This is a genomic window from Pseudomonas sp. BF-B-15 (genome assembly GCF_019946675.1).
GTDB classification, from domain to species: Bacteria; Pseudomonadota; Gammaproteobacteria; order Pseudomonadales; family Pseudomonadaceae; genus Aquipseudomonas; species Aquipseudomonas migulae.
Window position 1 is genome coordinate 33,121 of record NZ_JAGYFZ010000031.1, and the last position, 18,180, is coordinate 51,300.

At 60.3% G+C, this 18,180-nt stretch carries 18 protein-coding genes, 1 tRNA gene and 1 pseudogene; 9 read left to right on the top strand and 11 right to left on the bottom strand.

The genetic code is table 11. The features are described 5' to 3' along the window. Positions 1 to 7: 7 nt before the first annotated feature. Positions 8 to 84: transfer RNA gene (locus KGA97_RS12615), tRNA-Met, on the top strand. Positions 85 to 365: 281 nt separating this feature from the next. Here the strand turns inward: KGA97_RS12615 and KGA97_RS12620 are convergent. Continuing rightward, entirely contained in the window at positions 366 to 1,475 is a 1,110-nt protein-coding gene (locus KGA97_RS12620) for a DUF2817 domain-containing protein (protein ID WP_223480871.1), read from the bottom strand. Positions 1,476 to 1,627: 152 nt separating this feature from the next. Here KGA97_RS12620 and ggt point away from each other — a divergent pair, with 152 nt between their 5' ends. Together ggt and KGA97_RS12630 are read left to right on the top strand one after the other, a co-directional pair. Then, a complete protein-coding gene (gene ggt / locus KGA97_RS12625) occupies positions 1,628 to 3,460 on the top strand; it encodes a gamma-glutamyltransferase (RefSeq protein WP_223480872.1) in 1,833 nt (610 codons plus the stop codon). A 189-nt stretch (positions 3,461 to 3,649) separates the two neighbouring features. Beyond that, a complete protein-coding gene (locus KGA97_RS12630) occupies positions 3,650 to 4,804 on the top strand; it encodes a Fic family protein (RefSeq protein WP_223480873.1) in 1,155 nt (384 codons plus the stop codon). Between the two features lie 7 nt (positions 4,805 to 4,811). On the opposite strand, the gene KGA97_RS12635 is transcribed toward KGA97_RS12630, so the two are convergent. The 3 genes from KGA97_RS12635 to KGA97_RS12645 are packed head-to-tail and all read right to left on the bottom strand — an operon-like array spanning position 4,812 to position 7,017. After that, positions 4,812 to 5,240 carry a molybdopterin-binding protein gene (locus KGA97_RS12635; protein ID WP_223436728.1) on the bottom strand — a complete coding sequence of 143 codons (429 nt, stop codon included), beginning with the start codon at positions 5,238 to 5,240 and terminating at the stop codon, positions 4,812 to 4,814. Between the two features lie 30 nt (positions 5,241 to 5,270). Continuing rightward, entirely contained in the window at positions 5,271 to 6,365 is a 1,095-nt protein-coding gene (gene ddlA, locus KGA97_RS12640; RefSeq protein ID WP_223480874.1) for a D-alanine--D-alanine ligase, read from the bottom strand. 10 nt (positions 6,366 to 6,375) lie between these two features. Then, positions 6,376 to 7,017, bottom strand: a complete 642-nt coding sequence (locus KGA97_RS12645) for a LysE family translocator (protein WP_223480875.1) — start codon at positions 7,015 to 7,017, stop codon at positions 6,376 to 6,378. A gap of 154 nt (positions 7,018 to 7,171) precedes the next feature. On the opposite strand from KGA97_RS12645, the gene KGA97_RS12650 reads away from it, so the two are divergent. Then, positions 7,172 to 7,981, top strand: a complete 810-nt coding sequence (locus KGA97_RS12650) for an AraC family transcriptional regulator (RefSeq protein ID WP_032832348.1) — start codon at positions 7,172 to 7,174, stop codon at positions 7,979 to 7,981. A gap of 76 nt (positions 7,982 to 8,057) precedes the next feature. Beyond that, positions 8,058 to 8,426 carry a cupin domain-containing protein gene (locus tag KGA97_RS12655; RefSeq protein ID WP_207286082.1) on the top strand — a complete coding sequence of 123 codons (369 nt, stop codon included), beginning with the start codon at positions 8,058 to 8,060 and terminating at the stop codon, positions 8,424 to 8,426. 4 nt (positions 8,427 to 8,430) lie between these two features. Here KGA97_RS12655 and KGA97_RS12660 read toward each other — a convergent pair whose 3' ends face one another. The 4 genes and pseudogenes from KGA97_RS12660 to KGA97_RS12670 form a co-directional block, all read right to left on the bottom strand. Continuing rightward, the gene (locus KGA97_RS12660; protein ID WP_008025833.1) at positions 8,431 to 9,030 is read right to left on the bottom strand and encodes a flavin reductase family protein; all 600 of its coding nucleotides are present in this window, start codon (positions 9,028 to 9,030) and stop codon (positions 8,431 to 8,433) included. 57 nt (positions 9,031 to 9,087) lie between these two features. Beyond that, positions 9,088 to 9,696, bottom strand: a complete 609-nt coding sequence (locus KGA97_RS29585; RefSeq protein ID WP_411738522.1) for a methyl-accepting chemotaxis protein — start codon at positions 9,694 to 9,696, stop codon at positions 9,088 to 9,090. Beyond that, a pseudogene (locus KGA97_RS29590) lies at positions 9,682 to 10,440 on the bottom strand (PAS domain-containing protein); the annotation flags it as partial. The pseudogene KGA97_RS29590 and the gene KGA97_RS29585, both read right to left, overlap by 15 nt. Positions 10,441 to 10,533: 93 nt before the next feature. Beyond that, positions 10,534 to 11,847: an MFS transporter gene (locus KGA97_RS12670; RefSeq protein ID WP_008037185.1), complete on the bottom strand. Its 1,314-nt coding sequence runs from the start codon at positions 11,845 to 11,847 to the stop codon at positions 10,534 to 10,536. A gap of 344 nt (positions 11,848 to 12,191) precedes the next feature. Between KGA97_RS12670 and KGA97_RS12675 the strand changes: the two genes are divergently transcribed. From KGA97_RS12675 to KGA97_RS12685, 3 genes are all read left to right on the top strand, one after another. Then, positions 12,192 to 13,610 (top strand): short-chain fatty acid transporter, encoded by a 1,419-nt coding sequence (locus tag KGA97_RS12675; protein WP_008037184.1) that lies wholly within the window; start codon positions 12,192 to 12,194, stop codon positions 13,608 to 13,610. Positions 13,611 to 13,720: 110 nt separating this feature from the next. Next, positions 13,721 to 14,893, top strand: coding sequence for a hypothetical protein (locus KGA97_RS12680; protein WP_032832344.1), 1,173 nt, complete (start codon positions 13,721 to 13,723; stop codon positions 14,891 to 14,893). Between the two features lie 181 nt (positions 14,894 to 15,074). Continuing rightward, entirely contained in the window at positions 15,075 to 15,587 is a 513-nt protein-coding gene (locus KGA97_RS12685; protein ID WP_032832343.1) for an SET domain-containing protein-lysine N-methyltransferase, read from the top strand. 12 nt (positions 15,588 to 15,599) lie between these two features. Here KGA97_RS12685 and can read toward each other — a convergent pair whose 3' ends face one another. Further along, positions 15,600 to 16,244, bottom strand: coding sequence for a carbonate dehydratase (gene can / locus KGA97_RS12690; RefSeq protein ID WP_008025819.1), 645 nt, complete (start codon positions 16,242 to 16,244; stop codon positions 15,600 to 15,602). Between the two features lie 168 nt (positions 16,245 to 16,412). Between can and KGA97_RS12695 the strand changes: the two genes are divergently transcribed. Then, positions 16,413 to 16,817, top strand: coding sequence for a serine kinase/phosphatase (locus KGA97_RS12695; RefSeq protein ID WP_223480877.1), 405 nt, complete (start codon positions 16,413 to 16,415; stop codon positions 16,815 to 16,817). 136 nt (positions 16,818 to 16,953) lie between these two features. On the opposite strand, the gene rimI is transcribed toward KGA97_RS12695, so the two are convergent. Both rimI and KGA97_RS12705 read right to left on the bottom strand, forming a co-directional pair. Then, positions 16,954 to 17,406 (bottom strand): ribosomal protein S18-alanine N-acetyltransferase, encoded by a 453-nt coding sequence (gene rimI, locus KGA97_RS12700; RefSeq protein WP_008025817.1) that lies wholly within the window; start codon positions 17,404 to 17,406, stop codon positions 16,954 to 16,956. After that, complete coding sequence (locus KGA97_RS12705; protein WP_223480880.1) at positions 17,399 to 18,139, bottom strand: energy transducer TonB; 741 nt, start codon at positions 18,137 to 18,139, stop codon at positions 17,399 to 17,401. The genes rimI and KGA97_RS12705 overlap by 8 nt, the downstream gene beginning before the upstream one ends. Positions 18,140 to 18,180 lie beyond the last annotated feature (41 nt).

The following is an 18,180-nucleotide window of genomic DNA, read 5'->3' on the forward strand; positions in this document are numbered from 1 at the left end:
GCCACTTGGCTACATAGCTCAGTTGGTTAGAGCATAGCATTCATAATGCTGGGGTCCGGGGTTCAAGTCCCTGTGTAGCCACCAAGTACTAAAAACGGCTTACCGAAAGGTAGGCCGTTTTTTTATGCCCGGAGAAAAGTGCACGGGTTCTTTGCCCAACACAAAACCTGTAGGGCCCGGCTTGCTGGCGATGAGGGCCTCGAGCCTTGTATCGACTGCGAGCACGCCATCGCCGGCAAGCCAGCTCCTACAGGTTTTGTGTTGGCCGAAGAGTTTGCGCACGACACATGTCCGTGTAGGAGCCGGCTTGCTGGCGATGGCGGCCTGACAGGCTCCACAAAACCTGAACCGGACCACAACGCCTGTCAGGAACGCATCGCCGCCAGCGCCGACAACCCCCGCTCCCATATCTGCCACGTACGCAACCAGACCATCGCCTGCCAGTCGCTGTCGGCAGGATAGAACTGTTCCAGCAGATTCAGTTTGATCTCGCGCCCCACGGCATCGCCGGGATTGCCGTGCAGATGCAACCAATGATCGTCGCGCAGATAACGATGAACCTCGGCCCCCGGATACGTCCCGCACTCAATCACGAAAGGCATCAGGCGCACCTGCGGCAACGCATCAATCAGCGCCTGCGAGGTGTAGCCGGTTGCCGTCGCGGCCACGCCGGTTTCGCTCAGCGTATCGGCGCCGGTCAATAGCGTGTAGAGCCATGGCCCGTAAATGGCCTGCGCCTCTGGCAACGCCGGGTAAGCCGACTCGGTTATGGTCAGCAACATCGGATGGCCGTACTCCCCGGCGCCGGTGTGCAGGTCAAAGCACATCGCGACCTCGGCGTGGGCGACATGCTTTTGCAGGATCTGGTGCAACGTACGGTTCGACCAGGCCGGTGCCCGCCCGCCATAAAACAGACCATCGGGATGACTGTGCTGGCCGCCCTCGACAATCGACATCACCGCCGGCCAGCCGTGATCGTGGATCTGCTGGTTGAGCAACGCATCGGCGCGATCACGCTCGGGGCCTGCCAACTCAGTGCAGGCATAGATTTCATGTAGCGCGGCGTAGGCCCGGTTGTCCGGCAGTGGATGTTCAAAGTTCAGGTGATTGCGGTTCAGGTCGATGTTGTCTTCGTTGACCCGGCGCAGCCACGCCGTGCCCCAGGGATTGATCAGATGAACGAACACCACGGCGACATCGGCCGGCAGTGAACGCTTGCCCAACTCCTGCATCCATTTGATCTGACAGCCCGAGCCATAGAAACCTTCGACCCCGTGAGTGCCGCTCAACGCGACCAGCAAGCGCTTGGCGCCCGGATCACCGAGTACCGCCACATCGGTGCTCAACGGCTCACCGAACGGCCCTTTGAGCGGGTGCGGGTACTCAGTCAGCGTCGCGCCGGCCGTGGTCGCTGCGGCCAGAAACTGTTCACGCTGGGTGCGATAACCGGGCTGGGGGGGAAAGTCGGTCTGCATGTCTGCCTCTTGTTTGTTTTCTGGCCTGCCTGTTGCCCTCGACCCTACAGAAAATCCGTCAATGGATGAAGGACAAAACGTCCTGTGGTTTGCGTCGCTTCCTGTCGGCCGATAAAGTCCCCTGAACTTTTCCCACGGACGGAGTGCCCCGCGTGTTCTCAACCCTTCATTTGAGCCGCTATCGCCTGTCAGCCCTTTCGCTGATTGCCAGTGCATTAATCCTCGCGGCGTGCAGTGCCCCGCCCTCCTCGACCTTACCGGTCGCACCGGAAACCGCCTCGGGCTATCGCACCGACCTGCAAACCCGCCACGCCTCGAAACACATGGCAGCAGCAGCCAACCCACTCGCCGCCGAAGCCGGACGGGCGATGCTGCGTCAGGGCGGTTCGGCGATTGATGCCGCCATCGCCATGCAAGCAGTGCTGACGCTGGTCGAGCCGCAATCGTCGGGTATCGGTGGTGGCGCGTTGATTGTGTTGTGGGATGGCAAAGCCGTGCGCACGTACGACGGTCGCGAAACCGCACCGGCAGGTGCCACCGAGAAGCTGTTCCTGCAGGCCGATGGCAAACCAATGCCGTTCACTCAGGCGCAGATTGGCGGTCGCTCGGTCGGCACGCCGGGCGTGTTGCGGGCGCTGGAACTGGCCCATCAACAACACGGGCGCCTGCCCTGGGCGCAGCTGTTCGAGCCGGCGATCAAACTCGCGGAACAAGGCTTCGCCATCTCGCCGCGCCTGCATCAGTTGATTGCTTCGGATTCGTCCATGCAGCGCTCGCCGGACATGATGGCGTACTTCCTGAACGCGGATGGCAGCCCGAAAGCCGTCGGCACCTCACTGAAAAATCCGGCACTGGCCTCCGTATTCAAACGCATCGCCAAGGAAGGTCCCGATGCGCTGTACAAAGGCCCCATCGCGCAGGAAATCGTCGCCAAGGTTCAGGGCCACGCCAACCCCGGCACGCTGTCGCTGAACGACCTCAACGGCTACACCGCCAAGGAACGCGCGCCGCTGTGCACCGATTACAAACGCTGGCAGGTTTGCGGCATGCCGCCACCGTCGTCGGGCGGGATCGCCGTGGCGCAGATTCTCGGCACCTTGCAGGCGCTGGAAGCCCGCGACCCGCGTTATGCCCTGGCGCCACTGAAGCCTGTCAAAAGCCCCCAACCCGCCGGCATCGAACCGGCCCCTGAAGCCGTGCACCTGATCTCCGAAGCCGAGCGCCTCGCCTACGCCGACCGTGCACAGTACGTCGCCGACAGCGACTTCGTGCCCGTCCCGGTCAAAGGCCTGGTGGACCCGACCTATCTGGCCAGCCGCGCCGCTCTGATCGGTGATCGCAGCATGGGCATGGCCAAACCCGGCACCCCGCCGGGCATTCAGGTCGCCTACGCGCCGGACCGCTCGCCACTGCGCATTTCCACCTCTCAGGTGGTGGCGGTCGATGACTTGGGTGGTGCGGTATCGATGACCACCACGGTCGAATCCGCGTTCGGCTCACACCTGATGGTCCAGGGCTTTCTGCTCAACAACCAGATGACCGACTTCTCGTTCATCCCCGAAGAAAACGGGCAAAAGGTCGCCAACCGCGTCGAACCCGGCAAACGCCCGCGCTCATCCATGGCGCCGACCCTGATCTTCGACCGCCAGAGCGGCGAATTCCTCGCCACCATCGGCTCTCCCGGCGGCTCGCAAATCATCGAGTACGTGGCCAAATCCACCCTCGGCCTGCTCGACTGGAACCTCGACCCGCAAACCGCCATCAACCTGCCCAACTTCGGCAGCCGCAACGGCCCGACCGAACTGGAACGCGGGCAGTTCAGCGCTGAGCTGATTCAGGCGCTGAAGGACAAGGGGCACAACGTGAGCGAGATCGACATGACCAGCGGGACACAGGCGATTGTCCGGGTCAGGGATGCACAGGGGAAAGCGTCTCTGGCGGGTGGAGCAGATCCAAGGCGTGAGGGGGAAGCGTTGGGGGATTGAATTCTGCGCTGCATGGAAAGGGCTTACCGGGAGGTAGGCCCTTTTTACTTATTCCGTTGCAGTTTTTAACTTCACGCAGAGAGAGATTAGAGATAATTTTTACACTCACTTCGAAAATAGCCATATAAATAGGGACTATTGAGGCCCTCATTAGAGATAACCTCGTACGGAATTAGAGATAAATCCCATATGCCTGAATTTTCCCACCACGAACTTCAGCTCCTGAATCCAACGTTCGACTCTCCGTTGGTGGATGTTTTGAGTGAGTTGGAACACCTGCGACGACTCCGCCTCGAAGGCGATACTCCCACCCCGGTGTTTTTCCAACTCAAGGCAATTTTCCATACGCTGGAAAGCTTGGGATCAGCACGAATTGAAGGCAACCACACAACGTTGGCCGATTACCTGGACAGCAAAATCGAAGGTAAGGCAACCGATAGCGACCAACTGCGTGAAGTCGCCAACATCGAAAAAGCCATGAACTACATCGAAGAAGTCATGCAGCCCGGTAAACCGCTTACCGAACAGACCATTCGCGAAATTCACGCTATGACGGTCCAGGAACTGGAGCGCGAAGGCGATCGAACTCCGGGCGCCTATCGTCAAACACCGGTACGCATCGCACAGTCGGAACATCTTCCGCCCGAAGCTGTTCAGGTACCGGGCTACATGCAAGAACTGGTGGCGTTCATAAACCACGACGACCTGCCCAAATACGACCTGATGAAAGTCGCCTTGGCACACCATAGATTCGGATGGATTCATCCATTTGGAAATGGCAATGGCCGCGTAGTAAGGCTACTCACTTACGCACTCTTGATGAAGTACGGGTTCAACGTAAACACAGGTGGAAGAGTACTGAATCCAACTGCTGTGTTCTGCAATGATCGCGAACGCTATTACGCCATGCTGGGTGTCGCTGACGTCGGTGACAAAGCGGGTCTCGAAACGTGGTGCATCTACGTATTGGAAGGGGTGAAAGATGAGATTGCCAAAGTCGATCGACTTACCGACTACGCCTATCTCAAGCATTCAATTCTTACCCCTGCCGTTACATTCGCTCGTCTGCGTGAGTGGATTACCAAGACAGAAGAGGCAGTGCTGAACAAAGCAATCACGGAGGGAATTGTTAAGTCTGCTGATCTCGCCAGTGCACTACCGGGCTTGTCACCTGGCCAACGCACCTACCTGATCAAAAAACTGGTCAGCCAAGGGATGCTCCTCCCTATCAACGAAGGAGCGAGGCAGTACACGATCGGGTTCTCGAACAACTACCTGATTCGAGGGGTAATCAAGGGACTTCGGGAGCAAGGGTTTATCCCCGCTCCGCTGGAAAACCCTTAACGTTAACTCACGCCGGCACACCCAAAATAATATGCGACGCCTTGATCACCGCCGTCGCACTCACACCCGGCGCCAGGCCCAGTTCTGCAACAGCCTGGCGTGTCACGATCGAGTAAACTTCGTCACCGCCATCGAGCCGGATCACCACTTCGGCGTTCACCGCGCCATCGATGACGCTGGTGACTTTGCCTTCGAGGCAGTTGCGCGCCGACAGGCGAATGTCACTGGAGTCGGTCATCAACATGACCCACGGCGCTTTTACCAGCGCGATGGCTTCCTTGCCGACCGCCAGGCCGAGGCTTTTCACGCTTTCCATGGTGACCACCGCCACCAACTGATTGCCGCCCGCCAGTTTCAGCGATACCTCGGCGTTGACCGCGCCTGGTTGCAATTGACTGATGGTGCCTTTGAAAACGTTACGCGCGCTGACCTTCATGGTGTTGTCTCCTCAAATAGTTAGTTTTACTTAGCGAGAGACTTTCAAAGACTGCCGTGCCTTGTGCTTCTCCAACGCCAGCTCGATCAGACGACTGACCAGCTCGCTGTACGTCATGCCCGTGGCCTGCCACAGCTTGGGGTACATGCTGATGCGGGTGAAACCGGGCAGCGAGTTGATCTCGTTGATCAGTACTTCACCGCTGTCCGTCAGGAACACATCGACCCGCGCCAGCCCGGAGCAGCCGAGCACCTGAAACGCCTCGACGGCCAGGGCCCGAATGCGTTCGCTGGCTTCGGTACTGATGTCAGCCGGAACCACCACTTGCGCGGCCTGTGCGTCGATGTACTTGCTGTCGTAGGAATAAAACCCGCTGCGCACGACGATTTCGCCACAGCCACTGGCAATAGCGTCTTCGTTGCCGAGCACCGCGCATTCGATCTCGCGACCGCTGACGGCGGATTCGACCAGCACTTTCTCATCGAAACCGAGGGCCAGTTCGACCGCTGCCGTGTACTCGGCCTCATCGTTGACCTTGCTCACACCCACCGAAGAGCCCTGATTCGCCGGTTTGACGAACAGCGGCAGCCCGAGTTTGCCCCGGACCTCGGCGAACCCGGTGCGCTTGGCGGTTGCGCGGGTCAGGGTCACGAACGGCGTCACCGCCAACCCGGCATCGCGCAGCAGGCGTTTGCTGATGTCCTTGTCCATGCACACCGCCGAGCCCAGCACATCGGAGCCGACAAACGGCAGATCGGCCATGCGCAGCAACCCTTGCAGGCAACCGTCTTCACCCAGCGTGCCGTGGACGATCGGGAAGATCACATCAACGTGGCCCAACAGCTCCTGACTGGAAGTCTCCACCAATTGCTGACGGGTTTTGCCCGGCACCACGGCCAGTTCACGGTTGGATTGGTTGAGGGCGATCAGCGCCGGGTTTTCCTGGTTGAGCAGGAAATTCGACGGGTCGTTCAAGTGCCAATGACCCTGCTTGTCGATACCGATCAACACCGGATCGAAGCGCGAACGATCCAGTGCGTCGACGATGTTTTTCGCCGATTGCAGCGACACTTCGTGCTCCGCCGAACGGCCGCCAAAAATAATGCCTACCCGCAGTTTGCTCATTCAGAACTCCTCAGCGACTGGCCACCAGATGCGCACCGAACAACAGATAGCAACTGCCGGCAAAGCGATCCAGCCATTGGCGCGAACGGTCATACACCCGCGCCATCCGACGGCTGGAGAAAACCAGTGCCACGCTGCAATACCAACTGAACGACAACGTCGCCATGGTCATTACGGCCAGCGCCAGCAATGTCGGGGGCACCGTCGCGGGCATGGCGGTCGCGAAGATCGTCGCCACGAACAGTGCGGATTTTGGGTTGGTCATGTTGCCCAGAAAACCCTGGCCATACACCGACCACAATGTGCGCCCCGCGCCGTCAATCAAGCTGCTGTCGCCCGCAGTAACCGGCGGTTTGCGCTTGAACTGCTTCAAGCCGAGGTAGATCAGGTAACAACCACCGGCAATCTTGAAACTCAGGTAAAGCGTCGGCGCCGCGCTGAACAGCGACTTGATACCCAACCCGCCCGCCAGCCCCCAGAGCACCGTGCCGGTGGCCACGCCCAGCGCAGCCACCACGCCGTGACGTTTGGATTGACTGGCTGCCAATTGCGCGATGTTGAAGAAGTTCGGCCCCGGCGTCACCACCGCAACCGTCCACAACAGCGCCAGCGACAACAACGGAGCGGCATAGCTCAGGTGGGATATTTCCATAATGGGGGTCGCCTTCTTGGCTGCAGAGGATGCGCAACACATTGCAACATTTGCCCTCGGTTTTCTACTCACGCGAGACCTTCCATCCGCCAGCAGACAGACGACCGGTCACTGAGCTAACGTGTTCTGCATCAAGCTCAAGATAACGATCACCATGGCCCGACACCCGCCTCGCAATGACTGGTTCCACCGCGCACCCGACGTTTCCGGCCTGCAGCGTTTCGAAGCGTTTTTTGCCGGTCACGGCTACGACTTGCACCGCCACGACACCTACGCCATCGGTCACACCCTGGCCGGCGTGCAGAGTTATCAGTACCGCGGCGCCTGGCGCCACAGCCTGCCCGGCGGGACGATGGTGCTGCACCCGGACGAAGTCCACGATGGCGAGGCCGGGACCGAGAGCGGTTTCCACTACCGGATGATGTACATCGAACCGGCACTGATCCAGCAGATGCTCGGCGGTCAGCCGCTGCCGTTCATCAAGAACGGGTTGTCGACTGACCCACGCCTGTTCGCCGCCACCCAAGTGCTGCTGCGCAGTCTCGATTGCCCGCTCGAACCGCTGGAAGAACAGGACGCGCTGTTCGATCTGGCGCAAGCCTTGAACACTGTGGGCGGAGTGACCACCACGCGCCCAAGCTTCGACTATGTGGCAGCGGAACGCGCGCGGGAGTACATGCACAGCGCCCTGGATCGCACCGTGACCCTGGAGGAACTGGCGCACCACAGCGGTCGGGATCGCTGGAGCCTGTCACGGGACTTTCGCCTGTTGTTCGGCACCAGCCCTTATCGATACCTGACCATGCGTCGCCTGGACCTGGTCCGTTCGCTGCTGATTCAGGGCCAGTCGCTGGTCAGTGCCGCGCTGATCGCCGGCTTCACCGATCAGAGCCACATGACCCGCCAGTTCAGCAAGACCTACGGCTTGTCACCGGCGCGCTGGATGAAAATGCACCGGCGCTGAGCCACGCACAATCGTACAAGAAGCGCGCCGTTGCGCTGGTTACCGTGGTTCTACGATCAACCACGAGAGCTGCTTCATGAAAGCTTACGAAAGCCTGAACTTCGCCGAAAAAATCTCACGAATCGACTCGCACTGGACACCGCGCGTCATTGCCGAAATGAACGACTACCAGTTCAAGGTGGTGAAGCTGCTGGGGGATTTCATCTGGCACGACCACCTCGATACCGACGAAGCCTTCATCGTGCTCGAAGGCCAGTTGCGCATCGATTTTCGTGATGGCCACGTGCTGGTGAACGCCGGCGAAATGTACGTGGTGTCCAAGGGCATCGAGCACAAGCCGTTCGCCGAGCAAGAGGTGAAACTCCTGCTGATCGAACCCCGGGGCGTGTTGAACACCGGCGACAAGGGTGGCGAGCGCACGGCGGAGAATGACCTCTGGGTCTGAAGTCTTACGGCTGCAAGGCTTTGCCGTCTACCGGATCACCGATGGTCAGGAAATGCCCGCCCGCCACGTGGTGCAAGGTGCGTAACGCATCGTGCCCCTCGAAATGCCAGCGTCCGTCGCTGAACACCCGCTCGTCCGCCTGGGCCGCAATCACTTCGGCCAGGAACAGATCGTATTGTTGGTGGTTGTTCGGTTCCGGCAGCAACCGGCATTCCAGCCAGGCCACGCAACCTTCGAGCATCGGCGCGTCGATCAACTCGCCGCTGAAGGTCTGCAAGCCATAGGTCTGGAACTTGTCCCGGCCCTGGCCTTGAGTCAGCTCCAGGCCCGAGGTCGAGCCGACGGTTTGCGCGATATCGGCCTGGGCAGCGCAGGGTACGTTCAACACGAATGTGCCCGACGCTTCCAGCAGGTGCCGGGTCCAGGTGGACTTGTCCAGCACCACGGCAATTTTCGGCGGTTCGAAATCCAGCGGCATGGCCCAGGCTGCCGCCATGATGTTGCGCTGCCCGTCATGGGCCGCGCTGACCAGCACGGTCGGCCCGTGGTTGAGCAGGCGATAAGCCTTGGACAAGGGAACCGGACGGCGGTGGGAAGCGCTCATGGGATCTGCTCCTGGGAAAAGAGCCGATTGTAGCGATATCCGCCCGGTTCGCAGGCATCAAGTCGTTAGCTGGTTGGCAAACTGCCCGACCGCGTTCACCACTTTCTGCGCACCGTCCTGAATCTCGACAATCACCGTACCCGCCTCTGCCGCCAGCGCCAGCCCCTGCTCTGCCTGAGTTTTGCCGTCGGTCATCAGCGACACCGCATTACGCGCCATGTCCTGGTTCTGACGCACCACCACGACAATTTCATCGGTGGCCTGACTGGTGCGCGAAGCCAATTGCCGGACCTCGTCCGCGACCACGGCAAAACCACGACCCTGCTCACCGGCACGGGCCGCTTCGATCGCCGCGTTGAGTGCCAGCAGGTTGGTCTGTTCGGCGATGCCGCTGATGGTTTTGACGATGGTGCCAATCACCAGTGACTGCTCGTTCAAGGCCTCGATGCCCTCGCCGGCCGTTTGCATGTGCTTGGCCAGGTCGCGCATCACGTTCACCGCTTGCGTCACTACGGCCGTGCCGCGCTGGGCGCTTTGATCGGTTTGCTGCGAGGTGCCGTAGGCAATGTTCGCCGCTTCAGCGACGGCCAGCTCCTGATTGACCTGATCGGTAATCACCGTGGCGAACTTCACCACTTTGTAGAGTTTGTTATTGGCGTCGACCACCGGGTTGTAGGACGCCTCCAGCCAGACCGTACGCCCGTGGCTGTCGATGCGCTTGAAGCGGCCGGCCACGAATTCCCCGGAATTCAGGCGACGCCAGAAGTCCTGATACTCGGCACTGGTGTGCTCCTGCGCTTCACAGAAGAGACGGTGATGTTTGCCTTTGATCTGCGCGAGGCTGTAACCCATGCCGTTGAGGAAGCGGTCGTTGGCCGACAACACGTTGCCAGCGAGGTCGAACTCGATCACCGCCGTCGAGCGCACCAGCGCGCCGATCAGGTTCTCGTGTTCACGGGATGCCTCGATGGTGCGGGTCAGGTCACTGGAGTAAATCGAGAAGTGCTTGATCCGCCCGTCCCCGGAGCGCACCGGCTGTACAATCGAACGCAACCAGGCCTCTTGGCCATCGCCACGCAACAAGCGCACCGCACCGGCAAAGTGCTCGCCTCGGGTCAGCGCAGCCTTGAAGCGGTGATGGAATTCGTCGGACTTCACGTGAACCGGAACGATGTCTTCGATAGGACGATCGATCAGGTCGTGGCTCTTGTAGAGCATCTCGCTGAGAAAATTCTGATTGACCGATTGAATCCGCCCGTCGGGATCCAGGGTCAGGACCAGCATCTCGCTTTCCAGACTTTCCTTCACTTGCTGAAGGCTGGAGAGTTCTTCGCGAAGAGCCGACAACTCTTGCTTCAAGCGTTTGTTGAACATGGGAAAGCACCGATGGACAGAGATAGAAAGCGGCATGCAGCCTAGCCATCGGCCTTGGGGATGTTTTCTGAAGAGTGTTTCAGGGTTGTCCTACAAAAATAGTTGTCTTGGACGCAGCGCCACCTTCAATCAGATGGCGCCAGCCGCCGGGCAATTGCCTGTGCTCGGCGTACGCGCGCCGAAATACAGCGCGCTGCTCACGCCCACCGCGCCCATCACCGCGCAGAAAATCACGCAGATCCAAGGGCTCCACGGCATCAGACCGATCAGCAACAGCGGCGTGATACTCGCCCACGCGGCGTAGGCAATGTTGTACGTGAAGGAAATCCCCGAGACGCGAATCCGCGCCGGGAACAAGCTGACCATCACCGACGGCACCGCGCCGACCACGCCACAACTCAGGCCGGCAATCGCATACGCCAGACCAATCCAGTTGCCGCCGATGATCAGGCAGGTATAAAGCACGCCGATGCCCAGCGGCAGCAGCAGGCTGTACAGCATCACGGTGCGCCAGGCGCCGATACGATCGACGAGCAAACCGGCGAGCACACAGCCGATGTTCAGGAACACGATGCCCAATGCGCTCAGGCCAAAGGTGTGGCTGGCGGTCATGCCGAAGGTTTTCTGCATCATAGTCGGGGTGATGACCACAAACACCACCACGGCTGAAGTCAGCACGCAGGTGAGGATCATCGCCGGCAAAATGGCCAGGCGATGCTCACGCAGAACCGTGCGCAGTGGCAGTTCGACGGCGGCATCACGCTTCGCCTGCATCGCCATGAACACCGGGGTCTCATTGAGCCAACGGCGTAGCCAGACGCCTATCACGCCAAATACGCCGCCCAGCAGGAACGGGTAACGCCATGCGAAATCGAGGATCTCCGCCGGGGTGAATGCTTGCGCCAGAAAGGTCGCTGTCAGCGCGCCGATCAAGTAGCCAAAGGTCAACCCGGCCTGAAGGAAACCCAGTGCATAACCGCGATGCCCGGCCGGCGCGTGCTCGGCGACGAACACCCAGGCGCTCGGCACCTCCCCGCCCACCGCCGCGCCTTGCAACACCCGCAGGACCAACAGCAGCAAGGGTGCGAAATAACCGATCTGGGCGTAGGTCGGCATGATGCCGATCAGCAGGCACGGCAGCGCCATCATCAGAATGCTCAGGCTGAAGACTTTCTTGCGCCCCAGCCGGTCGGCGAAATGCGCCATCAGAATCCCGCCCAACGGCCGCGCCAGGTAACCGGTGACAAAAATCCCGAAACTTTGCAGCAGGCGCAGCCACTCAGGCATTTCCGGCGGGAAGAACAGCTGACTGAGGGTCAGGGCGAAAAACACGAAGATGATGAAATCGTAGATTTCCAGCGCGCCGCCGAGGGCCGCAAGGCCGAGGGTCTTGTAGTCCGAACGGCTGAACGGTGCCGGGCGCGAATCGTTAAGGGCAGTCATCAAAAGAACTCTGGCATGGGCAAAAAACCAAGGCGCCCATGGTCTACGCAAACGCGCCAGCGGACAACCCGTTAGACCATAGTCCCGTATCGGTAAAACTTCGTCACAAATCCTGACCGATTGATTTACTGTTGGCGCCTGTCCAGACGGGCGTTGCAGCCAGTGCCGATCAAAAACTGTAAGAGCGAGCCTGCTCGCGATGGACTCGAGAACGACGCGTTTAATCAGTAAACACGCGTCATCGTTTACGACCATCGCGAGCAGGCTCGCTCCCACAATAAAAACGGCGTTAGGCCTTTGCAGCCCTGAAGACCACAACAATCATAAAAATTCGAGGTACTCCCGTGGCCGCTGATATCGAAGATACCCGCTCCGCCCGTTTTGCCCTGCGCTGTTCAAGTTTTGCCGAACGCTGGTTTCCTGATTCCTGGGTGTTTGCTGCGCTGGCGGTGATCATCGTCGCCGTGGCCACCCTGTTCATGGGCGCCAAACCCACCGACGCCGCGATGGCCTTCGGTGACGGGTTCTGGAGCCTGATCCCGTTCACCATGCAGATGGCGTTCGTGGTGATCGGCGGCTATGTAGTCGCCAGCTCGCCGCCCGCCGTCAAGCTGATCGACCGTCTGGCGCGCATCCCCAAGAACGGCCGTTCCGCCGTGGCGTGGGTGGCGCTGATTTCCATGGTCGCGTCGCTGCTGAACTGGGGCTTGTCGCTGGTGTTCGGCGGCTTGTTGGTGCGCGCCCTCGCCCGCCGCGTCGACCTGAAAATGGATTATCGCGCCGCCGGTGCTGCCGCGTATCTGGGCCTTGGCGCGGTGTGGGCCCTGGGCCTGTCGTCGTCCGCCGCGCAGTTGCAGGCCAACCCGGCCAGTTTGCCGCCGTCGATTCTGTCGATCACCGGGGTGATTCCGTTCACGCAAACCATCTTTCTCTGGCAGTCCGGCGTCATGTTGCTGGCGCTGATCGTGATCTCGCTGATCATTGCCTACGCCACCGCCCCGGGCCCGAACTCGGCCCGCGATGCCAAAGCCTGCGGCATCGACCCGAGCTTCAACCTGCCACCGCTGCAACCGCGTACTCGCCCCGGCGAATGGCTGGAACACAGCCCGCTGCTGACGATTCTGCTGGTGCTGCTGGCGGCCGGGTGGCTGTTCCACGAGTTCTCGACCAAACCGGCGATCAGTGCGATTTCCGGGCTGAACACCTACAACTTCCTGTTCATCATGCTCGGAGCCTTGCTGCACTGGCGCCCGCGCAGCTTCCTCGATGCGGTGTCCCGCGCGGTGCCGACTACCACCGGCGTGCTGATCCAGTTCCCGTTGTACGGCTCGATCGCCGCGCTGATGACCACGGTCAAAGGCACTGACGCGCAGACCCTGGCGCACCACATCTCGACCTTTTTCGTACAAATCGCGTCCCACGACACCTACGCGCTGCTGATGGGCGTGTACTCGGCGATCCTCGGCTTCTTCATCCCGTCGGGCGGCGGCAAGTGGATCATCGAAGCGCCGTACGTGATGCAAGTGGCCACCGACCTGAACTACCACCTGGGCTGGGCCGTGCAGATCTACAACGCCGCCGAAGCCCTGCCGAACCTGATCAACCCGTTCTACATGCTGCCGCTGCTGGGCGTGCTGGGTTTGAAGGCGCGGGACTTGATCGGGTTTTCGTTCGTGCAACTGCTGGTGCACACGCCGCTGGTGCTGTTTCTGCTGTGGGCGCTGGGGACGACGCTGACGTATACGGCGCCGGTGATGCCGTAATGCAAAAAGGGGCCGATATTTCTATCGGCCCCTACTTCTCGTTCGGCCTCTTCTGTTTCAGTATGTCTTCGCCCGTTCTCGAGGGCCCACACGCTGAAAAGGATCTGAGCATGTTCAAACTCGCAGCACTCACCCTTGCCGCCCTGACCCTGAGCACCGCCGCCCAGGCGGATGCCGATCTGAAGCTGGGCAGCACCGAGCGCGTCACCCGGCTGTTCGCTTACCCCAACAATTGCAACGTGATCTGCTTTCGCAACTGGACGCTGGAGCAAACCGTCGAGCATTACCTGACGCAGAGCGTGCAGCGTGATGGTTACAGCGATGCGAAGGTGCAGGTCAAAACCGATAACAATCAGCTCTATGCCGCAATCACCGGTGTGCCCAAAGGCTATGAAAAGCCGTTGGCAGCGCTGCTCGATGCCGGCGATCTGGCTTATACCGGCGCCAGCAAGCTGAATGCCGACGGCAAGTGGGCTTACAGCTGGTACTTGTTCCTGCCGCTGGGCATGGCCCTGGAGAACCGCAGAAGTGTCGAGCTGCTGCACTTCCCGCCGGATTACTCGCTGACTCAGGCCCAGGACTATCTGGAGTCCAAGACCACCGATCGCTGGGCCACGCTGCTGACGATCAACGGCATCCCTGCCGATCAGACACCGGCTTTCCAGACCATCATCGACATCGCGCCGATCGCCGCGCCGTCCAACGCCGGCAAGGATCTGGAAGGCGTCTACGACTACTTCAAGGACTACCAGACCACCATGGTCAAGGAAGTCAGCCAGAACGCCAGCGGTGCCGCGTTGCCGATGGTCGCGTTCGGTGCGCCGGTGCGTAACTGGATCAAGCAGCAATACGGGCCGACCGTAAACGTGCTGGGCCTGGCAACCATCAGTCCGAAAGAAGGGGTGAAAGTGCCGGTGCTGGGTTCCAACCACCCGAGCTACATCTGGTACGCCGCCGACCCGGACAGCTACACCGGTAAAGATGCCCAGGCCCAGGCCGACGCGGCGGGCCTGAAAGTCATGGGCCAGGACTTGAGTGCCGCATGCTGGCAGGCCGCCATGGGCCGCGACCTCGACAGCAATCCAGACATTGAGCTGAGAAGTTGCACCCAGACCTGGCAAGTGGCCCAGGCAGTTAAAACCTGCGAACTGTTCTACACCTCGATCCGCAACCTGACACCTGGGCAAGCCACGGCCAAATGCGCGACGACGCCGATCAAGGCTCAACTCAAACAGCTCAAGGTCCCCACGCCTGCGACCGCAGTGCCTGCTACGCATCTGTAAAAAACTGAACGGCGTTCCTGCGTGAGCCTTGGCTGACGTGGGAACGCGCGCTTTTCCTCTGTCAGTTATGACAGTAGACCGGTGGTTTTTTTTGCGAGAGTCTTGAGGCGTACCCATGTGCTGCAGGGCTGACAGGATGTCAGCTGACGGAGGTCGCAGCGCCCCGCCGACAAGGATTGTGATGAAACCCCACGCTGAGCAAGGAATCACCTCACCGCCATTCAATGGCATCTATCCGTTTATGGAATTGCCCCCTCGACTGGGATTCCCTACCACGGAAGACTTTCAAATCATCAACAATGCTCAGGGAGAGCCGATCGCTGTCGCCGCTTTGCGCGAATTCCCTCGGCTCAGCCGAATCTGCCGTATTTCCGGGCATTTGCTGCCCTATCGCTGCCGACGCACTCGGCAAATGGCGCCGGGCATTCATGTCTATGACCCGCGCTTCTGCGGATTGCTTAACCACGCCTGCGACCCCAACGCCTTTCTCGACATGAGTGAACTGTGGTTATGGGCGCTGAAGGACATCAGAAAAGGTGATCGGCTGACGATGGATTTCGCCACGACGGAAGACAGGCTGCAGCGGCAGTTTGCCTGCCGCTGTGGTTGTACTTGCTGCCGTGGCTGGATCACCGGCTACGACGAATCGCCGAATGCCGATGGCCAGTTGTTCTTCCAGAATTGGCGCCGATGACGCCGGGGGCTTTTACAGCGGCTCGAATGGACGCAGGCGGTACTGCGGCGGCAACTGCTCGAAACCACTGATGGTGGCATTCAGGCTCTTCCACCGACCGTCCTTGATGCCGTAGATGCAGCCGTGAATCGACAGTTTCTGCCCGCGGTGCCAGGCGTTTTGCACAATGCTGGTGTGCCCGACGTTGGCCACTTGCTGGATCACGTTGAGTTCGCAGAGGCGGTCGACCCGCTCTTCTTCGGTTGGCAGTTTGGAGAGTTCTTCGCGCTTTTCGTAGTAAAGGTCACGAATCGACCGCAGCCAGCCATCGATCAAGCCGAACTGGCGATCCTGCATCGAAGCACGCACACCGCCGCAGCCATAGTGGCCGGTAACGAGGATGTGTTTGACCTTGAGCACGTCCACCGCGTACTGAATCACCGACAGGCAGTTGAGGTCAGTGTGCAGCACCACGTTGGCCACGTTGCGGTGGACGAACAGGTCACCGGGCAGCATGCCGACAATCTCGTTCGCCGGTACGCGGGCGTCGGAGCAGCCGATCCAGAGGAATTCCGGCGTTTGCTGACGCGCCAGTTTGGCGAAGAAATCAGGATCTTCTTTGGTGATCGCGTCAGCCCAGCGCTCGTTGTTATCAATCAGATCTTGTAAGTCGTTCATGCAATGAAGCCTCGAGAATGATGCGCTGCTTTGACAGACAACCGTCCGTCGGGGTCACGCGCAAGATGCAGATTGCCGATGAGGCATATTACCGGTGTTCCCTGCCGGCGGAATTCCGGGCAGCCCAGTGGGTCTACCGTAGTAAGGCTCACAGTATGAGGAATTACCATGAATGATTCACGACGTCCGTACGATGCGGCGCAACCCGAGCCCATCGACGACAACGAAGACCGCATGGGTTCGCTGCAGGAGCTGGATTTCGAGGAGGAAGAACCCAGCGCGAAAATCGGCGACGAACTGACGCAAACGGAACGCGAGCGACTGATACCGCACGCGCGCGTGCGTGAAGCCGGCATGACCGGCGCCTCGACCGCTGATCATGAACCCACCGATGATGACATGAGCCCGGAAACGTTGATCCGTGAAGACGGTGCGCGGGATGCGCATGAGGCCGGTGACGATTACCGGGCCGATTGGGATTTGAGCATCGTCGATGAAGATGACATCGGTGGGGGTAATGGGTTGGATGAAGAAGAACTGGCGCGGCTGGATCCGCTGGATGGGAATCGGTGATCGTGGGTGTCAATGAGAACGCCTTCGCGGGCAAGTCGGATCGCCGCCCGCTCGCTCCTACAGGATTTGTGGCGTTCTTGCATTTGTGAACGCCGCCCCCTGTAGGAGCGAGGCTTGCCCGCGAAGCTTTTAAGGCTCAATCCACCAGGGTGCAGGCCATGACCACCGCATCTTCGCGCCCACCCACCGCCGGATAATAATCCCGACGCCGGCCAATCTCGTTAAACCCATACCGCTCATACAACCGGAACGCCGAGCGATTGCTGTCGCGCACTTCCAGAAAACATTCCCGCGCCTCAGCCTTGTAGGCAATCGACATCAGGTGCTCCAGCAGCGTCAAACCCAGGCCGCGGCCCTGATTTTCCGGTTTGACGGTAATGTTCAGCAGGTGCGCTTCATCCAGAATGATCTGCACCACTCCGTGCCCGACCTGCTGTGAACCTTCGAACATCAGCCAGATCTGGTACTTGCCCAGCCCATCGAGAAAAATCCCGCGGGTCCAGGGATGGCTGTACGCCGCGAATTCAATTTTCAGGACAGCGTCCAGGTCCGCCTCGGTCATCGGGCGAAACGATACAGCGTCACTCATTCGATTCTTTCCAGCGCGCCATCAGCCGACGCATGGCTTGCCAGACATCAGCCTTACGCTGTGGCTCTTCCATTAATAATTCCAGGCCCGGCAGGGCCCAGACCGCGCCCAGGCCTTCGACCTGAAGTTCACGATTGAAGGATTCGGCGTTGGCCTCGCCGGCAAAACGCACCGCCGGCAGGCCGATCAGCCACACGCAGACGCACGGTGCGTCTTCCAGCCGGGCCGAGAGAAAACCTTGTACGAAGTCACGAGCCGCTTCCGGACCTTGATCCATGGTGCCGCGAACCAACAATGGCCAGCGCACCGGTTCGCCGACAATTTGCGGGCTGTCCGGCAGACCGGCGGCACGCAGCATGTCCTTGAGCAGCAGATAGGCGGGATCGCGGGTCTGGAAGGTTTCGCCTGTGGGTAACTCCACCAGCAGCAGGCAACGACCGGCGCGCAGCAATTGCAGGGCGAAACGCGGAGGAGGCACGATCGGCGCCTTGACCGCGACCGGTGCCTCTTCTTCTTCGACCTTGGCGTTGGTGCGCGTGCTGGCCAACGATGGCCGCGGCACCTCGATTTTTACCCGTTCGGCCGCTTTGACCACAGGTTCCGCAGGTGCATCGGCCACGGGCAACGGCGCCACCGGGGCGACGACCAACGGCTCGGGCATCTCCAGTAGCTCGGGCCGTGAAGGCGCGGCAAAGGGCAATTCGGTGCGCGGCAGCCAGTTGACCACCTGCATGGCGGTCAAATAAGCGCGGCGACGGGACTCGATTAGCAAAG